General features: G+C 72.8%; 16 protein-coding genes. 7 read left to right on the forward strand and 9 right to left on the reverse strand.

All coding sequences use genetic code 11. The features are described from left to right. The coding region (locus VMR86_20960) for an error-prone DNA polymerase (protein ID HTO09534.1) at positions 1-2971 on the forward strand (2971 nt) is incomplete at its 5' end. 11 nt (positions 2972-2982) lie between these two features. Here VMR86_20960 and VMR86_20965 read toward each other — a convergent pair. Then, positions 2983-3366 (reverse strand): RidA family protein, encoded by a 384-nt coding sequence (locus tag VMR86_20965; GenBank protein ID HTO09535.1) that lies wholly within the window; start codon positions 3364-3366, stop codon positions 2983-2985. Positions 3367-3837: 471 nt separating this feature from the next. Here VMR86_20965 and VMR86_20970 point away from each other — a divergent pair, with 471 nt between their 5' ends. Genes VMR86_20970 through VMR86_20985 form a run of 4 tightly spaced genes read left to right on the forward strand, consistent with a single transcriptional unit; the run spans position 3838 to position 12311 of the window. Beyond that, a complete protein-coding gene (locus VMR86_20970) occupies positions 3838-4983 on the forward strand; it encodes an epoxide hydrolase (GenBank protein ID HTO09536.1) in 1146 nt (381 codons plus the stop codon). Positions 4984-5002: 19 nt separating this feature from the next. After that, a complete protein-coding gene (locus VMR86_20975) occupies positions 5003-7897 on the forward strand; it encodes a PD-(D/E)XK nuclease family protein (protein HTO09537.1) in 2895 nt (964 codons plus the stop codon). Then, complete coding sequence (locus VMR86_20980; protein HTO09538.1) at positions 7894-11163, forward strand: UvrD-helicase domain-containing protein; 3270 nt, start codon at positions 7894-7896, stop codon at positions 11161-11163. Before VMR86_20975 ends, VMR86_20980 begins: the two co-directional genes overlap by 4 nt. Then, entirely contained in the window at positions 11160-12311 is a 1152-nt protein-coding gene (locus VMR86_20985) for a PatB family C-S lyase (protein HTO09539.1), read from the forward strand. Before VMR86_20980 ends, VMR86_20985 begins: the two co-directional genes overlap by 4 nt. Here VMR86_20985 and VMR86_20990 read toward each other — a convergent pair. Beyond that, the gene (locus VMR86_20990) at positions 12308-12847 is read right to left on the reverse strand and encodes a helix-turn-helix domain-containing protein (protein ID HTO09540.1); all 540 of its coding nucleotides are present in this window, start codon (positions 12845-12847) and stop codon (positions 12308-12310) included. The genes VMR86_20985 and VMR86_20990 overlap by 4 nt on opposite strands. Positions 12848-12970: 123 nt before the next feature. Here VMR86_20990 and VMR86_20995 point away from each other — a divergent pair, with 123 nt between their 5' ends. After that, positions 12971-14506 carry a glycosyltransferase family 87 protein gene (locus VMR86_20995; GenBank protein ID HTO09541.1) on the forward strand — a complete coding sequence of 512 codons (1536 nt, stop codon included), beginning with the start codon at positions 12971-12973 and terminating at the stop codon, positions 14504-14506. On the opposite strand, the gene VMR86_21000 is transcribed toward VMR86_20995, so the two are convergent. Then, positions 14445-14864 carry a hypothetical protein gene (locus tag VMR86_21000; GenBank protein ID HTO09542.1) on the reverse strand — a complete coding sequence of 140 codons (420 nt, stop codon included), beginning with the start codon at positions 14862-14864 and terminating at the stop codon, positions 14445-14447. The two genes, VMR86_20995 and VMR86_21000, sit on opposite strands and share 62 nt — an antisense overlap. Before the next feature lie 135 nt (positions 14865-14999). Between VMR86_21000 and VMR86_21005 the strand changes: the two genes are divergently transcribed. Next, positions 15000-15191: a ferredoxin gene (locus tag VMR86_21005; GenBank protein HTO09543.1), complete on the forward strand. Its 192-nt coding sequence runs from the start codon at positions 15000-15002 to the stop codon at positions 15189-15191. A 9-nt stretch (positions 15192-15200) separates the two neighbouring features. Here VMR86_21005 and VMR86_21010 read toward each other — a convergent pair whose 3' ends face one another. The 6 genes from VMR86_21010 to VMR86_21035 are packed head-to-tail and all read right to left on the reverse strand — an operon-like array spanning position 15201 to position 21845. Beyond that, positions 15201-16505 (reverse strand): DUF58 domain-containing protein, encoded by a 1305-nt coding sequence (locus tag VMR86_21010; protein ID HTO09544.1) that lies wholly within the window; start codon positions 16503-16505, stop codon positions 15201-15203. Next, positions 16502-17488, reverse strand: a complete 987-nt coding sequence (locus tag VMR86_21015; GenBank protein HTO09545.1) for a MoxR family ATPase — start codon at positions 17486-17488, stop codon at positions 16502-16504. The genes VMR86_21010 and VMR86_21015 overlap by 4 nt, the downstream gene beginning before the upstream one ends. Then, positions 17485-18732 carry a DUF4350 domain-containing protein gene (locus VMR86_21020; protein HTO09546.1) on the reverse strand — a complete coding sequence of 416 codons (1248 nt, stop codon included), beginning with the start codon at positions 18730-18732 and terminating at the stop codon, positions 17485-17487. The genes VMR86_21015 and VMR86_21020 overlap by 4 nt, the downstream gene beginning before the upstream one ends. After that, on the reverse strand, positions 18729-20195 hold the full coding sequence (locus VMR86_21025; protein HTO09547.1) for a DUF4129 domain-containing protein: 1467 nt from the start codon (positions 20193-20195) through the stop codon (positions 18729-18731). Before VMR86_21025 ends, VMR86_21020 begins: the two co-directional genes overlap by 4 nt. Continuing rightward, complete coding sequence (locus VMR86_21030) at positions 20185-21156, reverse strand: stage II sporulation protein M (protein HTO09548.1); 972 nt, start codon at positions 21154-21156, stop codon at positions 20185-20187. The genes VMR86_21025 and VMR86_21030 overlap by 11 nt, the downstream gene beginning before the upstream one ends. Beyond that, positions 21153-21845: an RDD family protein gene (locus VMR86_21035; protein HTO09549.1), complete on the reverse strand. Its 693-nt coding sequence runs from the start codon at positions 21843-21845 to the stop codon at positions 21153-21155. Before VMR86_21035 ends, VMR86_21030 begins: the two co-directional genes overlap by 4 nt. Between the last annotated feature and the right edge of the window lie 10 nt (positions 21846-21855).

Here is a 21855-nt window from a genome sequence, read left to right on the forward strand (position 1 = left end):
GGCGATCGCGCTCGCCGACGTGCACGGCGTGTACGGCCTGCCCCGCTTCCACCGCGCGGCGAAGGCGGCCGGGATCCGCGCGATCTGCGGGGCGCGCATCCACCTGGTCGGCGTCGAGAAGCGGCGCCGGAAGACCGATCCGCCGCCCGACGGGGGACGACTCACTCTGCTCGTCGAGGATCGCACGGGCTACAAGAACCTGTGCCGGCTGCTGACGCTGGGGCACGAGCGGGTCGAGAAGCCGCACAGCCGGGTCACTTGGGAGGAGCTGCGTGCTCATTCCCAGGGGCTCATCGCGGTAGTCCGCGAGCCCGGCCTCGCGGCTTCCGCGCGCTCCGTCTTCGGCGAGCGCTCGACCTTCGGCGAGATCTGGCGACACCGCGACCCGGACGAAGAGCGCGCGAACCGCCGCCTGCTCGCGACCGGAGTATCTGCACTCGCCACCGGCGACGTGCGCCACGCACTCCCCTCGGGCAAGCGCCTGCTCGACGCCTTCACCTGCATCGCCAACGGCGCGAAGCTAGAAGACGCGGGGCGGCTGCTCCTGCCCAACGCCGAGCGTCACCTGCACACGCCCGACGAGACGGCGAAGCTCTTCGCGGACCTGCCCGAAGCGCTGGCTCACACGCTGGAGGTGGCGGAGCGCTGCGCCTTCCGGCTCGAGGACCTCGGCTACGAGTTCCCCGAGTTCCCGTCGGGCGGCGAGTCACTCCCTGCCTTGCTCCGCCGGCTCGCGTTCGAAGGCGCTCGCGAGCGCTATGCGGGCCGGGTGCCCGAGAAGGCGCGCCTCCAGCTCGAGCACGAGCTCGGCATCATCGGGCGGCTGTCGCTCGAGGGCTACTTCCTGATCGTGTGGGACGTGGTGCGCGAATGCCGGGCACGGGGCGTGCTGTGTCAGGGGCGCGGGTCGGCGGCCAACTCGATCGTGTGTTACGCGCTGGGAATCACTGCGATCGATCCGGTGCGCTACGAGCTGTTGTTCGAACGCTTCCTTTCCGAGGAACGCGGGGAGTGGCCCGACATCGACATCGACTTGCCGTCGGGTGACCGGCGTGAGGAGATCCTGCAGTACGTCTACCAGCGCTACGGCGCGGCAGGCGCGGGCATGACGGCCAACGTGATCACCTACCGCGCGAAGAGCGCAGTGCGCGAGATGGGCAAGGTGCTCGGGCTCGCGGCCGAGCAGATCGACCGGCTGGCGAAGCTCGTGTCTCGCCACGAGTTCACCGACGAGCACGACGCGCTCGCGCGCCAGCTGCGCGACGCGGGCGTGCACCCCGACGCGCCGCGCGTGCGGCACCTGATGCGGCTGGTGCACGAGGCGCAGAATCTGCCGAGACACCTGGGGCAGCACTCGGGCGGCATGGTGATCGCGAAGGGCCGGCTCGACCAGGTGGTGCCGCTCGAGCCCGCGCGCATGCCCGGCCGCCGGGTCATTCAGTGGGACAAGGACGACTGCGCGGACCTCGGCATCATCAAGATCGACCTGCTCGGGCTGGGCATGATGGCGGTGCTCGAGGAAGTGATTCCCATGGTGCGCGCGCACGACGCCGCCGACGTGGCCCTCGACCGCATTCCCGCCAACGACCCGCTGACCTACGCCATGCTGCAGGCGGGAGACACCGCGGGCGTGTTCCAGGTCGAGAGCCGCGCGCAGATGGCGACCCTGCCGCGCATGAAGCCGACCTCGTTCTACGACCTGGTGGTCGAGGTCGCCATCATCCGCCCCGGACCGATCACGGGCGAGATGGTGCAGCCGTATCTCAAGCGGCGCGCCGGGCGAGAAGCCGTGAGTTACGCGCACCCCGACCTCGAGCCGATCCTGAAACGCACGCTGGGCGTGCCGCTGTTCCAGGAGCAGCTCTTGCGCATGGCCATGACGATCGCCGGCTTCTCGGGCGGCGAGGCCGAGGAGCTGCGCCGCGCCATGGGCTTCAAGCGCTCGGTCGAGCGCATGGGCGAGACCCTACGCAAGCTGCGCGCGGGCATGACACAGCGCGGTGTCACGCCGGGCGCCCAGGAAGAGATCGTGAAGCAGATCGGCTCGTTCGCGCTCTACGGCTTCCCCGAGAGTCATGCCGCGAGCTTCGCGCTCCTGGCCTACGCATCGGCCTACATCCGCGCGCACCACCCTGCGTGCTTCCTGACCGCCATGCTGAACCAGTGGCCGCTCGGCTTCTACAGCCCCGCCACGCTGATCCAGGACGCGCAGCGCCACGGCGTGCGGGTGCTGCCGATCGACGTGCAGGAGAGCGACTGGCTGTGTTTCGTGACCGACGCCGGCGAGGTGCGCCTGGGCCTGCGCTACGTGGACGGCCTGCGCGAGGCCGTGGGCCAGCGCGTGTCGACCGAGTCGCCCTTCGAGTCACTCGGCGATCTGGCACACCGCACCGAGCTGCACCGCGACGAGCTCGACCAGCTGGCGTCGATCGGCGCCTGCGGCAGCCTCGGGCTCGAGCGGCGCGAGGCGCTGTGGCAGGTGGCGGCGCTTTCGGGCGGCCTGCTCTCGGGCGCCACGTCGGCCACGCCCTCGCCGCTCGCCGAGATGACCCCGTTCGAGAGCACCGTGGCCGACTACCGCGGCACCGGACTCACCACCCGCGGACACCTCATGAGTCACTTTCGCGAGCGCTTGCGCGCGCGCGGCGTGCTCTCGGCCGCCGAGCTGCGCGGCGCGCGCGACGGCAGCTGGGTGCGCATCGCCGGTGCCGTGATCGTGCGCCAGCGGCCCGGCACCGCCAAGGGCTTCCTGTTCCTCACGCTCGAAGACGAGACTGGCACCTCGAACGCGATCGTGGTGCCCGACATGTTCCAGCGCCACCGCGCCGTGGTGCAGACCGCGGGCATCCTGCTCGTGGAGGGCCCGGTCCAGAACCAGGACGGAGTCATCCACGTGCGCGCACGCCGCTTCGAGAGACTCGACGGTGACGCGATGGGAGACCTGCTGCCGCGCTCGCACGACTTCCGTTGAGGCTTCCCGAGTCAGCTGACGACCGCGATCGCCTCGATCTCGATCAAGAGCTCCGGCAGCACGAGCCCCGCCACCTTCACCAGGCTGCTCGCGGGCGGATCCTTCGGGAAGTACTCGTTGCGCAGCTTGCGAAACTCCTGGAGTCCCGCGAGGTCGGTCATGAACACGGTGATCTTCACCACGTTCTCGAGCGAAGCGCCGGCCGCGCCGAGCGCGGCCTTCAGGTTCTCGAAGACCTGGCGCGTCTGCGCTCCGACGTCGCGCCCGCCCACCAGCTTGCCCGATGCGTCGAGACTCACCTGGCCGGATACGTAGATGGTGCGACCGCCGCTGGCTTCGACTGCGTGGGTGTAGCCCGACGGCTTCGCGAGCGCGGGAGAGTTCAGGTGTCGCATGTGGAGCCCAACATATCACTCCACGAGGCTCGCGGGTTGTCACTCCACAAGGGTCGCGGGTGACGGCAACGTTCGAGCCTCGGGACTTCCTGCGCGAGGAGTGAGTCAGTCGGGCTCGTGGCCCGGACTCCGACCGGAGAACACCGGCGAGAAGCATCGCAGCGCCGCGGCGGATGATGCGCCGCTGTCCTGGCGCCGCCTCGTCGGAGAAACCGTCTCCGGCCCTCCTGGCTTGGTTTGACGTCCCCGGCCGAGTCGCCGGAGCACCCGCTCGCTCGCTTCGCGGCTTCCGTGCGTCGGTCCTTCGCCGAGACCCGATCCGACCGCGAAGGCGAGCCCCTCATGCCTCCTGCCTCGGCCGCGACCGACGCCTTCTTGTTACGCCTGCGCGGTCACGCTGTCAACGCCGGTTGCGGCCGCACCGCGCGGAATGTTCGAATGGCGCACCACCGACGCTGGAGGAAGAGAGTCATGCAGCGCTTCGAGATCAAAGTCGCCGACGCCGTGCTCGAGGACCTGAAGCAACGCCTCGGGCGCACGCGCTTTCCCGACCAGCTCGACGGCGCAGCCTGGGACTACGGCACGGAGCTGTCGTATCTCCGCGATCTGGTGAGTTACTGGCGCGACAAGTACGACTGGCGTGTGCACGAGGCGGCGCTGAACCGCTTCAGTCACTGGAAGACGCGCGTGCGCGACCTCGACGTGCACTACATCCACGAGCGCTCGCGCGAGGCGAACGCATTCCCATTGGTGATCACCCACGGCTGGCCCGGCTCGGTGTTCGAGTTCCACAAGATCCTCGGGCCACTCACCGATCCGGTCGCGCACGGCGGCAAGCGCGAAGACGCCTTCCACGTGGTGTGTCCGTCGATGCCGGGCTACGGCTGGAGCGAGGCGCCGCGCAAGCCGGGCTTCGACATCGGCGAGGTCGCGGAGACCAACAAGGCGCTGATGGAGAAGCTCGGCTACGCGCGCTACGGCGCGCAGGGCGGCGATTGGGGCGCGATCGCCACCGCGCACCTCGGCCGGGTCGACCCGCAGCACGTCGCCGGCATCCACATGAACATGGTGGTCGCCGGGCCGCCCGCGGGCGCGGCGAACCCGATGGAGGGAGTGACTCCCCAGGAGATGGCCTGGATGGGCGAGGTCGGGAGCTTCACCCAGAAGGAGACCGGCTACCAGCAGATTCAGGGCACGAAGCCGCAGTCATTGGGCTACGGGCTGAACGACTCACCGGCCGGGCTCGCGGCGTGGATCGTCGAGAAGTTCCGCACCTGGAGCGACTGCCAGGGCAACGTGGAGTCGCGTTTCACCAAGGACGAGCTGCTCACCAACGTGATGATCTACTGGGTGACTCAGTCGATCACGTCGTCGACGCGCCTGTACTGCGAGACCATGCGCAAGGGCCGCTTCGGCCCGGCCGGCGAGAAGATCAACGTGCCCACCGGCGGAGCGATCTTCGCCAAGGAGATCTACAAGGCGCCGCGCAAGTGGGCCGAGGCGGCGTTCGACCTGCGGCACTGGAGCGTGTTCGACAAGGGCGGTCACTTCGCCGCGCTCGAGGAGCCGGCGCTGCTCGTCGAAGACATCCGCGCGTTCTTCCGCAAGGTGCGCTAACCACCCCAGAGTGAGTGGGGTGGAGCGCGTTCTCGAGGTCGCGGCGTCGACGCGCGTGTTGCGCGAGCGGCGCGCGCGGGCGCTCGCGGCGGCGCCGGCGGGCGCGCTTTTGGGGCGCGAGATCGTCACGTTCCGCGGGCTGGCCGAGCGCTGCGCGGCCGAGACCGACACGCCCGTGCGCGCGCTGCTGGGCGAAGCGGCGAGCGCCGAGCTCGCCGCCGCTTGCGCGCGCGGACGCGGTGAGCTCGGAGAGCGGCTCGCGGACCGCCCTGCCCTGTCTCGAGCGCTCGCGGCGACCTTGCGCGACCTGCGCGACGCAGGCGTGCCGCCGAGCGCGCTGCGCGGCGCGAGTGACCTGGCGGCGGCCTACGCGGCGTACGAGGGCGCGCTCGCGAAGCTCGAGAAGGACGGGCTGTTCGACCGGGTCGGGCTGTTCCGCCTGGCGCTGCGCGGCGCGCGCGACTGGCTGGCGCGGCGCGCTTTCGAGCGCGTGGAGGTGCACGGCGCGACCGAGCTCGTGGGCTCGGTGGGCGACCTGCTCGAACGGGTCGCCGAATCGTACCCGGGTGACTCGTTCCGCTTCTTCCAGCCCGATTGGCAGAGTGACTACGGCGAGCGCCTGCGCGCGGAGTGGCCCTTCGCCTTCCGGCCCGAGGCCGTCGAGGTGGTCGAGCAGCCGGCGCTCGGTCCGGGCGAGCCGGTCGACGAGACGGTCTTGTCGGTGCGCCGCGCGTCCTCGCCGCGCGCGGAGCTCGAATCGGTCGCGCGCGAGGTGCTGCGGCTGATCACCGAAGCCGGCGTGGCGCCCGGCGAGATCCAGATCGTGGCGCGCTCGCTCGAGCCCTACGCCCCGTGGCTCGCCGCGACGCTCTCGGGCTACGGGATCCCTTTCACATCTTCGCTCGAGCTGGCCCAGGTTGCCGACCCCGCGTGCAGGGTCTGGCTCGAGCTCGCGCGCGTGGTGACTCGCGATCTGCCGCGCGCGGCCATGGTGCGGCTGTTCGACTCGGGCCGCGTGCGCACGGCGCCCGACCTGGCGCCGCTCGTGGCCGCGGCCGCGGAGCGCGCGGCGCGCACCGGCGGCGTGGTGCGGGGAGAAATCGACTGGCGCACGGCGCTCGAGGCGCTCCCCGCCAGCCCGGAGCGCGCGCTGCTCGTGCGCGCCGTCGACGTGCTCGTGCCCGCTGCACTCGAGCTCGGCTCGGCCCCGACGTTCGCCGCTGCGGCGCAGTGTCTCGAGCGCGTGGGCGCGCAGCTCCTGAGCGAGCCCCCTCCCGCCGTGCGCGCGGCGCTCGAAGCCCTGACCACCTTCGACGCCGTGCGCGGCGCGGCGAGTGACCCGCGCGCGCCGTCGCGCCAGGAGGTCGACCGCGCCTTCGAGGCCGCGCTGCGCGAGGCGAACGAGCAGCCCTTCGCCGACGACGCGGGCGGCGTGCGCGTGCTCGACGCGGTCCAGGCGCGCGGCGTGCCCTGCCGCCACCTGTTCCTGATCGGGCTCGTGCACGGCGCCTGGCCGCGGCCGGTCAACGAGGACCCGCTCCTGTCGGACGCGGCGCGCGAGCGGCTGCGCGAGCGTCTGCGCCGGCCCGTGCCGGTGACTCGGCGCGCCGAGCAGGAGGACCGCTTCCTGCTCGGGCTCCTGCTGTCGCAGGCACGCGACCACGTGACCCTCTCCTATTGCGAGGCGGACTCACAGGGCCGCATTCAGAGTCCCTCCGCGCTGCTGCGCGCGCTGCCGTTCGTCGCGCCGCACAGCGACGCGCTGAAGGGCGCGGTGACTCCCTGGGGCGCAACCGAGCCCAGCCATGCCCGGCCCGCAGAGGCGCTGGCGCGCGCCGCGCACACGCCGGACGCGCGCGCGATCGCCGCGCACCTCTCCGGCGGGCCCCCCGCCTTCCAGGCGGGCCTCGAGCTGGTGACTCGCACGGACCGCATGAGCGACGACTCGCTGCCCTACGACGGCGAGGTCGGCGATGCGCTGGTGCTGCCCGAAGAGCTGCCGGCGACCACGCTGGAAGAGCTCGGCCAGTGTCCGCTGCGCGCGCTGTTCCGCCGCGTCCTCCGCGTGCGCGCGCTCGAGTCACCCGGCGCCGACGAGCTCGAGGCCAACGAGATCGGCTCGTTCGTGCACCAGGCGCTCGAGCAGGTGTACCGGCAGCTCTGGGAGTCCGGGCTCCTGCAGCCGGGGACCGATCCGGCGAGCGCGCTGCGCCGGGCACGCGCTTCGTTGCCCGCGATCCTGGAGCAGGTGACTGCGGACTCCGGGCGCCAGCGCGTGACCGAGCGGCACCCGACCGTGTGGGCGGCCTTTCTCGGCACGGTGACTCGTGCGCTCGTGGACTTTCTCGAGCGCGACCTCGCCGTGCTCTTGCCCGCGGGTCTCGAAGACCTGGAGCTCGAGAAGCCCATGAGGGCGGCGCTCGACGCCGGCGGGCGCAGCGTCGTGGTGCGGGGCCAGGTCGACCGCATCGCGCTCACCCAGGGCGGCGAGACGCGCATCGGCGACTACAAGACCGGCCGTTCCTACGAGAAGCCGCTCTCGCCCACGCGCATCGAGCGCGGCCTCGCGCTGCAGCTCCCGCTCTACGCGCGCATGGTGGCCAGCGCGCGCGGCGCCGAGCAGGTCACGGCCGAGGTGCTCACCGTACCCCTTCGCCCGGAACGCGACCGCGACGGCGAGCGCAAGAAGGTGCGCTCGAGGAGCCTGGCCGAGCTCGACTCGCTCTCGAAGGGAGCGCTCGCGGCGCTGGGCGAGCTCCTGGGTCGCGGGCTCTTCCCGACCACTTCGCAGGAGCAGGAGTGCCGCTTCTGCGACTACACCGTGGCGTGTCGCATCCGCCACCCACCGACGCGCGCGCGCATCGAGTCCGCGCAGCAGGTGCGGGGCTACTTCGAGCTCAAGGACCGCGAATGAGCGACCAGGCCGCGCGCGACCGGGCCGCCCACGGCTACGACGAGAACCTGGTCGTGGTCGCGGGCGCGGGCAGCGGCAAGACGAGTCTCCTGGTCGAGCGCGTGGTGTGTCAGATCGTCGAGCGCGAGCTGGCGCACGACGCCTTCGCCGCCATCACCTTCACCGAGAAGGCGGCGGCCGAGATGCGGCATCGGCTGGAGGCCGCCCTGGTCGCGCTCGCCGCACATGCCCAGGCGGACACTCCGCCGGCCGCGCTCGAGAGCAAGCGCGAGGCCGACCGCGCCTTCGCCTGGCTGCGCGAGCGTGTCTCGCTGGAGCGGATCGCCGAGCGCGCGCGCGCCGCGGTGCACGCGCTCGCCGACATGGAAGTCACGACCATCCACGGCTTCTGCGCGCGGCTCTTGCGCCGCTACCCGATCGAGTCGGGCGTGGGCCCGGAATTCCAGGTCGACACCGGCGACCGCATCGACGAGCTGGTCGACGAGCTGTGGGAGCGCTTCCTGGCCGGACCCGAAGGGGTCGGCGGCGCCCGGCGCGAGCGCTTCCAGGGCGTGCTGGAGCAGCTCGGCCTGGGCGAGCTCGAGTCACTCGCGCGGGCGGCGGCCGCGTTCACCGTGCGCGAGGCCGTGCTCGCCGCGCCGCTGCCCGACATGCAGCGCGTGTTCGGCGCGTGGGCACGCGAGTCACTCGGCCGCATCGAGGAGCTGGTGAAGCCGCCCGCCGCGCCCGGGCCGGAGAGCTGGCTCGCGGCCGCGCGCGCGCCACTCGAAGCGCTCGTCGGCTCGGGCGAGGCGGCGTTTCGCGAGGCGCTCGCGAACGCGAGCTACTCGAGGGTGAATGGCATCTGCGGCCTGCTCGAGGGAAACACTCCGACCAGCGCGAGCGCGCGCACGGCCGAGGCGCTCGCCAAGGAGATTCGCCCCCGCCTCGAGCGCCTGCGCGAGGTCGACGACGCGCTGCTGGGCGAGGCGCTCGCGCTCCTGCGCCCGTTCGCGCTGCAGGTCCAGGCGGAGGCCAAGCGCTCGGGGCTCCTGCCGTTCGACGCGCTGCTCTCCCTGGCGCGCGATCTCCTCCTGACTCACCGCCGCGTGCGCGACGAGGTCGCCGCGCGCTGCCGCGTGCTGTTTCTCGACGAGTTCCAGGACACCGATCCCCTGCAGTACGAGATCGTCTTCCTGGTCGCCGCCGGCGAGAGCGCGCCGCTGCCTCCGGGGAGTCTGTTCGTGGTCGGCGACCCCAAGCAGGCGATCTACCGCTTCCGCGGCGCGGACATCTCGGCCTATGAGGAAGCGGTCCGCCGCATCCTCTCCCAGCGCGGCGAGCGGCTCGTGCTGACCGCGAACTTCCGCTCGCGGCCCGAGGTGCTCGAGCCGCTGGACGAGCTCTTCCGGCGCAGCTTCGAGCCACCCGCCGAGGCCGATCGCTCCGCCCGGAACGCCTACGTGACCTACGACGGGCTGGAAGCCCGGCGCGAGCGCGCCGGCGCGCCGTGCGTCGAGCGCTGGTCGATCGGCAAGGCCGCGAACGCGAACGAGTCGCGCAGGGTCGAGGCCGCCGTGATCGCCGGCTGGATCGTGTCGGAGACCGCCGCGGGCCGGCTGCGGCCGGGGCAGGTGGCTCTCTTGATGCGCGCACTCACCGACGCCCACGTCTGGGTGCGCGCGCTGCAGGACCGCGGTCTCTCGGTGTGGGTCGGACGCCCGGACGAGCCCGACCGCGAGCCCGCGCTCCAGCAAGTGACTGCGCTGCTGCGCGCGCTCGCCAACCCGTCGGACGCGCCCGCGGTCGTGGGCTTCCTGCGCTCGCCGCTCGGCGGCGTGCCAGATGCGGAGCTCGCGACTCATGCCGGGCGCAACCAGGGCGCGTGGCTCTACACGGCGGCGCGCACCGACCCCGAGAGCGTGCCGAACCTGGCGCGCGCCTTCGCCTGGCTCCGTGAGTGGCATGCGCGCGTGCGCACGGAGCCGGTCGACCGCGTGCTGGTCGCGCTGCGCGACGAGACACCGCTTCTGGGGTTGCACGCGGCCGCCCGCGACGGCTGGCGCCGCGTGACCGATCTCTCCGCGCTGCTCGACCGGCTGACGGCCCGCGCCGCCGCGGCGCCCGACCGCGACCTGGTGCGCCTGGTGACTGCGCTCGAGCGCGAGGAGCAGCGCCGCGCGTCCGAGGAGCCCGTGCCCGAGTCCGACGCCGTGCGCGTGCTCTCGATCCACGCCGCCAAGGGGCTCGAGTTCGACGTGGTCGTGCTGCCCGACCTGACGCGCGGAACGATGCCGGAACGCGGAGACAGACAGGGAGTCATGCTCGCGTCGTCGCGCGAGCGTGGCGTGCTCGCCATCTCCACGCGAGCGGCGCGCTCGTCGAGCTGGGTCGAGCGCGAAGCGGTCGAGAGAGTCCACGCCGACGCCGAGCTGCGCCGGCTCTTGTACGTGGCGGCCACGCGCGCGCGCGAGCGCCTGGTCTTCGCCGAGGCGCAGCGCAGGGACAGGGGGCGCCCGGGCGGCTTCGGGGCGCTCGTCGCGGGCTGGAAGAGCCCCGCGGTGGTCGAGCGCGAGATTCTCGAGCCCGACACCAGCGCCGCGACCCCGCAGGCACCTCCCGCGCCCGACGTGCTCGCCGCGCTCGAGCGCACGCGCGCAGCCGCGCAGCGCGCGAGCGCCGCGGCCGTTCCGCCGCTGGCCCGCCCCTCGGGCCTGGCCGAGGACGACGACCTCGTTCCCGGCGAGCGCGACGACTCACTCCCGTCGCGCGTCGTCTCCGCGCAGAAGCTCGCCCAGGCCGTGGGCACCGCGCTGCACGAGGTGCTCGAGCGCTGGAGCTTTAGGGACGCCCAGCACGCGCGCAGCCTCTTGCGCGGCGCCGTGACTCGCGCCGCCCGGCTGGCAGGCCTGGCGGAGCCGGAGGTCGCGCGCGAGGCCGGCGCGCTGCTCGAGTCGCTCTTGGCCAGTGACTTGCCGCGCCGGCTGCGCGAGGTCGACGTGCTGGGCCGCGAGCTGCCGCTCTTGCTGCGCGACGACGCCGGCCGCACCTGGGCGGGCACGCTCGACCTCCTGTACCGCGATCCGCAGGACGGCCTGCTCGTGGTCGCCGACTACAAGACTGACCGCAGCCCCGACGCCGCGGCGCGCACCCGCTATCGCGCGCAGCTCGAGGTCTACGCGCGCGGCGTCGCCCGGCTCTTCCCGAGTGAGCCGCCGCCGCGCCTCGAGCTGGTGTGGCTGCGAACCGGCCAACGCGAGCGGCTGTCGTTAGAATCGCCCGCGTGAGCAGCTACGACGACCTCGATCTCGCGGAGCTGCGCCGCCGGCGCGGCGAGAAGTGGCAGGACTACCCGCCCGACGTCCTGCCCGCCTGGGTCGCCGACATGGACTTCCCGCTGCCGCCGCCGATCGCGAAGTATCTCGCCGAGCGGGTGGCGATCCACGACCTGGGCTACCCGCAGAACCCCACGCCGGCCGGCCTGCCCACGGTGTTCGCCAAGCGCGCGCTCGAGCGCTTCGGCTGGACCGTCGACCCGCGGCGCGTGGTCGTCCTGTCCGACGTGGTGCAAGGCATCTACATCGCGCTCGAGACGCTGTGCGAACGCGGCGCCGGCGTCGTGCTCCAGCCGCCCGTCTATCCCCCCTTCTTCCACGCGGTGCGCGAGACGCACAAGCGCCTGGTCGCCAACCCGCTGGTGCGCGGCCCGCGCGGCTACGAGCTCGACCTCGACGGCCTGGGGCGCGCGTGTGACTCGGGCACGCGCGTGCTCCTCTTGTGCAACCCGCAGAACCCGACCGGCCGCGTGTTCACGCGTGCGGAGCTCGAGGGCATCGGCCGGATCGTGCTCGAGCGCGACCTCTACGTGCTCTCCGACGAGATTCAGTGCGACCTGGTCTACCCCGGTCACCGCCACGTGCCGTTCGCCACGCTCGGCCCCGAGCTCGAGGCGCGCACCATCACGCTGACCTCGGCCACCAAGGGCTTCAACATCGCCGGTCTGCGCTGCGCGGTGGCCGCGTTCGGGAGTGACTCGCTGCTGGAGCGCTTCAAGCAGGTGCCCGCGCACGTGCGCGGCGGGCTGGGAACGCTGGGGCTCGCCGCCACCGAGATCGCCTGGACCTCGTGCCAGCCCTGGCTCGACGACACGCTCGCCTACCTGGACGGCAACCGCCGCTTCCTGGCCGAGTTCGCGCGCCAGCGCTTCCCGGGCGTGGTGCACTTCCCGGGTGAGTCACTCTATCTCGCTTGGCTCGACTGCGCGGCGCTCGGGCTGCCCGAAGCGCCCTACGACTTCTTCCTGAAGCGCGCGCGCGTCGCCCTCTCCGATGGCCGCAACTTCGGGCCCGAGGGGCGCACTCACGCGCGGATCAACTTCGCGACCTCGCGCGCGATCCTCACTCAGGTGCTCGAGCGCATGGCGGGCGCGCTCTAGGTCAGCACCAGCTCCGCCGCGGCGCGCACCTGCTCCACGACCTCTTCCTGCTTGTACTGCGCGCTCATCCAGCCGAGCATCGCCGCGAACCAGACCATCTGCAGCATGTTGCACACCCGCGCCTCGCGCGGCGTGGCTTCGGCCAGGCTCGCGCGCGAGTCATCGCGCAGCGCGGCCATCAACAGGTCGCTCGCGAAGCCGTGGAAGGCGCGGATCTTCGCCGCGAGCTCCGGGTCGTCGGAGCAGGCCGCGCGCAGGATGGCGCGCGACAGCTTGGGCTTGCGGCACAGCGCCGCCGTGGCCGCCTCGAAGTAGGCGACCACGCGCTCGAGCTCGCTGACTCCGGCCGGCGGTGTGTCGCGCAGCTCCGCCTGGAGCGCTTCGGACTCGAGCGCGAGCGCCGCCACCAAAAGGTCGTCCTTGCCGCGGAAGTGCCGGTAGAGCGTGCCCAGCGCGACCCCGGACTGGCCCGCCACGTCGCGCAGCCGCACGGCCTCGAAGCCGCCTTCCTCTGCCAGCGCGACCGCCGTCGCCACGATCCGCTTCTCCCGTTCGTTCACAGCACCTCCGGACCCCGTTCCAGGATCAATCCGCCGATTGTTGCACGGATCGCGGAATGTGACCGGTCGGCTCGAAATGCCGGGGTAGAATCCGGCGCCGTGGGTCTCCGCGAGGTCGGGCTGGAGCGCGCCGCGGTCGCTTGCGTGGCGGGGCTGTCCGCGGCGGCGGTGCTCTTGCCCGTATCCGCGCGCTTCGGACCGTGGGCGGTGGCCGGAGCGGGAGCCGCGTGCGCGCTGGGGGTGGTGCTGCTCGCGCCGCGCCTGCCCGAGGCGCTGCGCGGGATCTCGACCCGGCGCCGGTGGCTGGCGGGCCTGTGGGCGATCGTGTCACTCCTGGCCGCGGCCGAGCTGGCGCGGCGCTCGTCGTTCATGGCGGACTGGAGTCACGACTGGGGCTCGGTGATCCCCGAACGCGTGACGGCCGGTCACCAGTGCATGTCGGCCTACGTGCAGGCCGGCGACCTGGCGCGCCGCGGCGAGCCCAACCCCTACGACGAGCGCTTCTATCCCGCGTTCCGCGGGCTGCACGGCGCGGCGCAGGTCGACGTCGACTCACCGGTCGACGGGCTGCGCGACTGGCTGGACGACCCGTTCGAGTACCCGCCGCCGTTTCTCGTGCTGCCGGCGACCGCGCTGGCAGTCACGAACTCTTTCGCGCAGATCCGCGCGGTCTGGTACGTGCTGCACGCGGCCCTGCTCCTGGGCGGCGCGGCGCTCCTGGCGTGGTGGATCGGCGGGCGCGAGGGCCGGATCGCCGCCGCGTGTCTGCCGCTGTTCGCCGTGGCGCTCCCCACCGGGCTCGAGCTCCAGTTCGGTCAGTTCCACGGGCCGGCGATCGCGCTCGCGCTCGCGGGTATGGTCGCCTTCGAGTCACGCCGCGCGCCGCTCGGGGGCTTTCTGCTCGCCGCGGCGATCCTCGCGAAACTGACTCCGGCCGTGCTTCTCGTGGCGCTCCTGGCCCGCCGACGCTGGCGCGACCTCGCCTGGACCGCCCTGGGCGGCGTGGTCTTGTGGGCGGCGGCATGGGCGCTGCTCGGGCCGGAGCCATTCCGGGCGTTCTTCGGCTACCAGCTGCCGCGGCTCGCGAGCGGCGCCGCGTTCTCGTTCGCCGAGCGGCCGGAGACGCCCGCCTTCGTGGTGTCGCGCAACTTCTCGGCCTATGGGCTCGCCGCCAAGCTCCGGGCGCTCGGAGTGAGTGGCGCGTCGCCGGCAGTCGGGCAAGTCATTTCGGGCGGCTACACGCTGCTCTTGTTGTGGCTGGCCTTCACGGCGCGCGAGGGAGTCACCCGGCTCGAGCGCGCGCAGCGCTGGCTGGCGTTGCTCAGTCTGGCCGCGCTGCGCAGCCCGGTCGCGCCCTCGGCCTACGTGGTCGTGCCGAGCCTGTGGCTCTTGTGTCTCCTGGCCGCCGAGGTGCGCGGCCGGCCCTGGGCCGCGGTCGGCCTGGCGGCCCTGTGGCTCGGGGTCATGGGGCCTCCGCCGCTGCCGGGCACGCTGGAGTTCGTGGCGGGCCTGGCGAGTCAGGGCGTGGTGGTGGCGCTGAACCTGTGGGTGCTGCTGCGCGTACCCGCGCCGGTCACTCCACCAGACAGCGCTGGGGTACGCCTGCCACCCGAGCCGATTCCTCGACCTGCATGACTCGTGTCTGCGCGTCGTCCAGGCGGTCCCTGGCGCGCTCGAGCGCGCGGTCGCGATTGAAGTAGTTGTCGCGGCAGCGCCCCACCGACCAGGCCGCGTCGCTGCACGTGCCCTGGGAGACCATCACGGGATCGGCTTCGAGCCGGTCGAGCTCCCGCTTCGCGACCTTCACCCGCTGCATCGCCGCCTGCCAGGCCGCGACCGTGTCGGCGAAGCGCGCACAAGGGTTCTGGTCGCCGTCGTCCGGGGTCTGGAGCGCGGCGGGCGGCTTGGCCGGCTCGTCGGCGCGCGCCCGGAGCACGTCCGCGAGTGACAGCGCCAGGCACAGCGCTGCTCGCAAGCGGATGTTGGGGGTCAACGCGCGCACTCCTCGCCCGCTTCTTCGTCGCCGGCCGGGCGGCCCTTGAGGGCTCAGGCACGCGCAACTCCGGCCGGAACGGCCCGGGCGCTGCGTGTTAGGCTACGCGCGGAACTTCCGTGTAGAGGGGCAGCGATGAAGGTGGTCGTCGATTTCGATCTGTGTGAAGCGAACGCCGTTTGCGTGGACCAGGCGCCCGAGGTGTTCAGGGTCGACGAGAACGACTTCCTGCAAATCCTGATCGAGAGCCCGCCCGAGTCACTGCGGCGCAAGGTCGAGGCCGCGGTGCGGCTCTGTCCGCGCCAGGCGATCTCGATCGTCGACTGAGGCACCCACCTACAGCATCCCGCTGCGCTTGATGTCGAGGTAGCCGTTCACCAGCGCGACCGCGAGCTGCTGCGGCTCGGCGTCCAGCGCCAGCGCTCCGGCCTTGCGCAGGCGCTCGTGGGCGCGGCGGCGCGCCTGCAGATACTGGTGCGTGGCGGCATTGGTGACCGCGGAGTCGAGGTCGCGCACCGGCGCGTCGAGCGCCTCGGCGAGCGCGCGCTCCTTCATGCTGGCCACCAGCACCAGGTGCCGGCGGCCGAGCAGGCGCGCGGCGGCGAGCAGGTCCTGGTGGTCCTCGTCGCGCAGGTTCGAGACCACCACCACGAGCGCGCGCTTGTGCAGCGCGCCGGCGAGTGACTCCGCCGCGGCCAGATAGTCCGATGCGCGCGTGCTCGACTCGAGGTCGTACACCGCGTTCAACAGGCGCGTGAGCTGCGCGGTGCCCTTGCGGGGCGCCAGCACGCGGCTCGGGCCGCTGAAGGTCGAGAGGCCGACCGCGTCGCCCTGCTTCAACGCCACGTGCGAGAGCAGGAGCACCGCGTCGAGCGCGTGGTCGAAGTGCGACAGCGCCGCATCGCGCGCGTGCATCTTCCGCCCGCAGTCCAAGAGGAACACGATCTGCTGGTCGCGCTCCTCCTCGTACTCGCGCGAGACGGCGCGCTGCAGGCGGGCGGTCGCCTTCCAGTCGATCTGGCGCAGTGAGTCGCCCTCGCGGTACTCGCGGAGCTGGTGGAACTCGAGCCCCTCGCCGCGGCGCGGGCGGCGGCGGATGCCGAGCTCGCCCGAGCGGTTGGCCGCGGCCAGGAGCTCGTAGCGAGACACCGCCCGGAAGTTCGGATAGATGCGCACCTCCTGCTCCGCGCCGCCGCGCAGGCGCCGGCGCCACAGCGCGAGCGGCGAGGCGACCACGAGCTCGGCGCGGCCGAAGGCGCGGGCGCCGCGCCCCAGCGCGCGCAGCTCGTACTCGAAGCTGGCGCGCTCGCGCGGCGCGAGCTCGGCCACACGCGGCACGCCCTTCGCCTCGAACTGCGCCGGGAAGTGGTCGAACACGCGCAGCCGCGCGCGCGCCGGGCCGCGGTTGGCCACAGACAGAGTGACTCGCGAGGTCACTCCGACCGCGATCGCCGCGGGCAGCTCGCGCGCCACCTCGAAGGGCCCCATGCGCTGCAGCAGGAGCGCGTCGACCAGCGCCGCCAGCGCCAGCGCGGCGCCCGCCGCCCACCAGAGCGCGAGCAGGCGCGGCTCGAACGCGGCGGCCAGCGCCAACGCCAGCCACACGCCGCCCGCCCACAGCAGCCGCCGGTCGGGACTCACGCGCGCGGCGCCTCCACCTGCGCGAACATGGCCTCGAGCAAGGCGTCGGCCTTCTGGCCCTCGAGCTCCACCTCGGGCGACAGGTGGATGCGGTGGCGCAGGGCCGCGGGACCGATCGCCTTCACGTCGTCGGGAGTCACGAACTCGCGCCCCGCGAGCAGCGCGGCCGCGCGCGCCGCGCGCACCAGCGCCAGCCCGCCGCGCGGCCCCGCGCCCATGGCCACGCCCGGCCAGGTGCGCGTGGCACGCGCCAGCCGCACGGCGTAGTCGGCCACGCGGTCGTCGACGAACACCGCCGCGGTCGCGGCCTGCAGCGCCAGCACGCCGGCCGCATCGGTCACGGGCGAGATCGCCGACACGTCGAGTAAGTCGCCCACGCGCCCCTGCCCCACGCGCCGCACCAGCTCGAGCTCGTCGTCGAGCTCGGGGTAGTCGATCTGCACCTTGAGCAGGAAGCGGTCGACCTGCGCTTCGGGCAGCGGGTAGGTGCCCTCGAGCTCGATCGGGTTCTGCGTGGCCAGCGTCATGAAGGGCGACGGAACCTCGAGTGACTCGCCTTCGAGCGTGACCTGCCGCTCCTGCATGACCTCGAGCAGCGCCGACTGGGTCTTCGCCGGCGCGCGGTTGATCTCGTCGGCCAGGAGCAGGTTCGTGAACACCGGCCCGCGCCGCAGCCGCATCTGGCCGGTCTGCGCCTCGTAGAGCACGTGACCCACCACGTCGGCGGGCATCAAGTCGGGCGTGAACTGGATGCGCGAGCTCGCGCACGAGATCGCGCGCGCCAGCGACCGCACCAAGAGGGTCTTGCCCAGGCCCGGCACGCCTTCGACGAGCACGTGACCCGCCGCGAAGAGCGCGACCAGCACCTGCTCCACGACCTGGCTCTGGCCGACCAGGACCTTCTGGATCTCCCCGCGGATCGCCTGGGCGAGCTCTGCGCTGCGCTCCCAGTCGGCGTGGGGTGCGGACGGACCGTCGGTCATAGCGATCTCCTGAGCTTTTCGAGGATGGCGATCTTGCCGGCGAAGCGGCCGGAGTCGGTCTCTTCGGCGAAGGCGAGCGCTTCGGCCACGCGCGCGCGCGGCAGGCCGGAGAGCTTCTCGAGCACGCGCGCCTGCTCGGCCGGATCGAGTGACTCGAGCCCGGGGTGGCGCTGGCGCAGGCGTGCGAGCAGCGCCTCGCGCGCGGCCGCGAGCAGCGCGCCGCCCGCGCCGTTCCTCCACTCCAGGCGGCCCGCGGCGCGCACGTGCTCCATCAGCTCGCGGCGCTCGGCAGGCGCTTCGGCCGCCAGCGGGCCGAAGCGGCGCGACACGGACCAGACCCAGAGCGCGAGCACGATCAGCCCCGCGCTCGCGACCATCCAGCCATGACGCCACAGGAGCTGCGCCACCGAGGGGCGCTGGTCGCCGTACACGAACCAGACCTTGCCGCGGTGACCGTCGAGCCGGCTCATGCGGTACACGAGCTCCGCGTGGTCGAGGTCGCCGATCCTCGGCTGAGTCATGAAGTAGTCGTCGGTGAGCGCGGTGACCAGCCCCTTGCCGTGGCGCAGCGTGGCCCAGTGGGACCCGTTCTCTTCGTCGCCGATCTCCATCACCAGCGACGCGGCCGCCTCGTCGGTGAGCTCGATGCGGTAGCTGGGATCGAAGCGCACGCGCAGCGGGGTCTCGCGGTCGGGGAAGTCGAACTCGGACCAGTCGGGCGAGGGCGCGCCCGGGTCGGGCTCGTCTTCCGGCGCCTCGGCCTCGGGCTCGTCGGGGGCCGGCGCGGGCTCGGCCTGCGGCGGGTCGCCGGCGCCGTCGTCCTCGTCGTCGCCGTTCAGGAACTGGTGGACGCCGAGTGAGTCGAGGATGGGGTCGGGCGTGCGCTTCTTGTCGTCCCACAGCTGCCACATCACCAGCACCAGGTGTCCGCCCTGGTCGACCCAGTCGAGCAGCCGCTGCGAGGTCGCAGCGTCGACCGCGTGGCGCTGCGTCGGAATCACGACCGTGGAGCTCACGGGCGGCAGGGAGGCGAGCGCGCCCACGTGCGCGAAGCTCTCGGCCGGCATGCCCATGCGCGTGAGCAGGACCTGCGCGGCGTAGTAGGGGTTGCTGGCCGCCTCGCCGCGGTAGCCGGTGTGATACTCGGCTTCGTACGGCTCGCAGGTCAGGAAGAACAGGCCCGCGAGCACGGCCAGCCTCGCCAGCCCCCGCAGCCACGGCCGCAGCGTGCGCCAGCGATTCACGTGCGCGCCCCGAAGCCGGCGGCCCAGCGCGCGCACAGGGCGTCGAACTCCTCGGGCGCGGGCGGCCGCTGCGCGTAGGCGCAGTACAGCCAGGCGCGCGCGAGCACCGCGAAGTCGTCGACCAGCGACGAGCTTCCCGCCGAGCGCGCGAGTCTCTCGCACTCGCCCTCGGTCGCGCTCGCGGGCAGCCGCAGCCGGAAGCGCCGCGCCAGCTCGACCAGCGCCGCCCGATACAGGAGCGACAGCGCGCCGGCCGGGTCGTGGGCCGCGAAGCGCGCGCGCGCCGCGGCGAGCACGTCGGCGGGAAGTGACTCGGGGCGCAGGTCGAAGCCGCGCCGCAGCGGCGCCTCGGGTGGGACGGGTCCGCTGCGGCGCCAGGCGCGGAAGCGCACGCCGCGCGCCGCAGCCACGATCAACACCGCGAGCGTGATCGGGATCAAGAGCCAGGCGCCGATGCGCGCCACTTCCGAGACCAGGTCGGCGAACCAGGCGGCGAGCGGCCCCAGCCAGGACAGGTCGACGCCGCTCGTGAAACTGCGCGGCTTCCACGAGCGGTACTTCAGCGTCTCGCCGAACTCCGGGCCGGCGAGCACGCGGGCGATGCACGGGCCCGCGTCTTTTGGTGACTCGACCTTGCAGCGCTGCGGCTGCGGGTCGGGCGCGGCCAGCGCGTGGTGCACGGGCACGAGCGCGAGACACAACGCCGCCAGCAGCGTGGCGGCGCCCACGCGCCGCTCGAGCCGGCGGAAGGCGACCTCGACGTCCCAGCCCTCGAGCCACACGCGCCGGTTGATGTAGAGGGCGAAGCCCCCGGCCACGTACAGCGGCTCGACCGCGCAGATCGCGAGCACGTACAGCGCGAGCTCGCCCGCCAAGAGCGCCCTCCCGGGCTCGAAGAGTGACTGGCTCCAGAAATGCGCGATCGTACCCTCGGGCCAGAAGGTCGCGAACACCTGCAGCCCGGCCACGAAGATCATGATCTCGAACAGCCCGCACACGGCCATGAGCAGGACCGCGGTCGAGGACTCGCGGCCAGCGAGCACGCGCGCGCGTTTGCGCCGCGCCGAGCCGCGCAGCCCCTCGAGCTGGAGCACCGGCGCGTAGAACGAGCGCGTGGGGCTGAGCCGCAGCCAGAGCAGCGAGGCCAAGAGGCCCGAGCGGAAGAGCAGCCGCGGCAGCTCGGCGAGTGTCTCGGCGAAGCGCGGCGCGCGCCCGAGCAGCGCGACCGAGAGCACGAACAGGGCGACCCGGTCGTACAGCGGCTTCAGCCACCACACGAGCAGGTACACGACCGGCAGCCGGCCCGGGAACGCGAGCGCCAGCGCGGCTGCGAACGAGACTACGACGGCGGCATGCGCCGCGAACAGCGCGGCGAAGTTCGCGCGCGCGAGCTGGAAGCCGAGGTCGACCGCCTCCAGGCTGCCGCGCGGGCGCACGGCGACGGCGATGCGCTCAGCTTCCACTCACTCGCCCCGCGAGGCCGAGCCAGCTCGCCACCAGTCCCCAGAGACAGAGCCCCACGCCGTACTTCAGCCCGGGCTGGAGCAGCCGCGGCGACCAGAAGGCCTCGATGCCCGCTGCGATCACCAGCATGAGCGCCGCGCCGGCGATGATCGGCAGGCTGGCCCGCGCCGCCGCGCGCAGCGCGGCCAGCCGCGAGCGCGCGCCGGGCGCCACGATCGCGAGCCCGAGCCGCATGCCCGCGACCCCGGCCAGCAGCATCGCCGTGAGCTCGAACGCCGCGTGACCGATCACATACGTGAAGAACGGCTCCGCCGAGCCCTTGTCGACCAGGTGACCCGCGATCAGCCCGATGTAGAGCGCGTTGAACACCAGGCTCGCCAGCGTCCCCACGCCGAACGCCAGCCCGCTCGCGAAGGTGCGGAACGCGATCGAGATGTTGTTCCAGATGTAGTAGCCGAACATGGCCATGTCGTCGGAGGGCCCGCGCGGCTGGGTGCCCGCGCCCTCCACCGGGTCGTACATCTGCTCCATGTTCCGCACGCCCGCGTCGTCGATGAAGCTGTAGATCAGGTCGGGGCTGCGCCAGGCGAGCGCGCCGATGCCGAGCGAGAGCGCGTAGAAGAGCACGTGACACAAGAGCAGCAGGCGCCACTCGCGCCGCACCGCGCGCGGGAAGTCGCGGCCGAGAAACTCGCTGACTCGCGGCCACTCGTCGGCGCGCGCGCGGTACAGGAGCTGGTGGCCACGCAGCGCCAGCTCGTTCAGCTCGGCCACGAGCGCGCTCGACAGCTCGCGGTCGCGTGCCAGCGCGAGGTCGTTGCACACCTGGCGATACAGCGCCGGCAGCTCGGAGACTTCGGCGGCGCCGGGCACGAGCCGGCGCTGCTCGAGCGCGTCCAGCGTCGCAGCCAGGCGTTCCCAGCGCGGCCGGCCCTGTGCCTCGAAGCCCGCCAGCTTCACGAGCGCCCCAACAGCCAGGCCGCCATCGCGAGCAGCCGCGCGCGCGGCTCGCCGCCGCGGGTCAGTGCGGTCGGGATCGCCGCGAGCTCCTCGGTGCGCGCGCTCGAGAGCAAAGGCGCGCGCTCGGCGAAGGCGATCACGGCGCCCTGCTCCTCGAGCGTGAGCGGGACCGGGGGCGGCAGCGGCCGCTCCTCGATCGCCAGGCCCGCGCCGCGCGTCCGGCGCCTCTCGCGCTCGGCATGCACGACCAGCGTGCCGGCGGCCAGGTCGCCCAGCCGGCGGAAGCTCGCGTCGAGACACATCGAAGTGATTCCCGCGAGATACAACAGCGGCAGGAAGTCCGCGACCAGCAGGAAGTTGCGCAGCACCGATGCCGGCCAGCCGATCGGCGTGCCGTTCTCCTGCACCACGCGCAGGCCGACGATGCGCTTGCCCGGGGTCTGGCCGTGGGACAGCACCTCGAAACACACCGGGTAGAACCAGTAGGTGAGGAAGGCGACGATCGCATTCAGGCCGATGGCGAAGCCGCTGCCGCCGGCCGCGAACAGCACCATCTGCACCGCCGCCAGGCCGGCGCCCTGGATCGCGATGTCGAGCGCGTAGGCGAGCGCGCGGGGCACCGGCCCCGCGACCGGCAGAGAGAGGTCGACTCCCTCCGGGGTCTGCACCGCGTGAATCGTGTCGATCATCCGGCCGGGG

This window comes from Myxococcota bacterium (genome assembly GCA_035498015.1).
Classification (GTDB): domain Bacteria; phylum Myxococcota_A; class UBA9160; order SZUA-336; family SZUA-336; genus VGRW01.

What these genes read in the sequence shown, in the direction of transcription:
- VMR86_20970 (HTO09536.1), top strand. Translation starts at nt 3,838, where the DNA reads ATGCAGCGCTTCGAGATCAAAGTCGCCGACGCCGTGCTCGAGGACCTG.
- VMR86_21015 (HTO09545.1), bottom strand. Translation starts at nt 17,488, where the DNA reads ATGACCGACGGTCCGTCCGCACCCCACGCCGACTGGGAGCGCAGCGCA.
- VMR86_21005 (HTO09543.1), top strand. Translation starts at nt 15,000, where the DNA reads ATGAAGGTGGTCGTCGATTTCGATCTGTGTGAAGCGAACGCCGTTTGC.
- VMR86_21035 (HTO09549.1), bottom strand. Translation starts at nt 21,845, where the DNA reads ATGATCGACACGATTCACGCGGTGCAGACCCCGGAGGGAGTCGACCTC.
- VMR86_20980 (HTO09538.1), top strand. Translation starts at nt 7,894, where the DNA reads ATGAGCGACCAGGCCGCGCGCGACCGGGCCGCCCACGGCTACGACGAG.
- VMR86_20965 (HTO09535.1), bottom strand. Translation starts at nt 3,366, where the DNA reads ATGCGACACCTGAACTCTCCCGCGCTCGCGAAGCCGTCGGGCTACACC.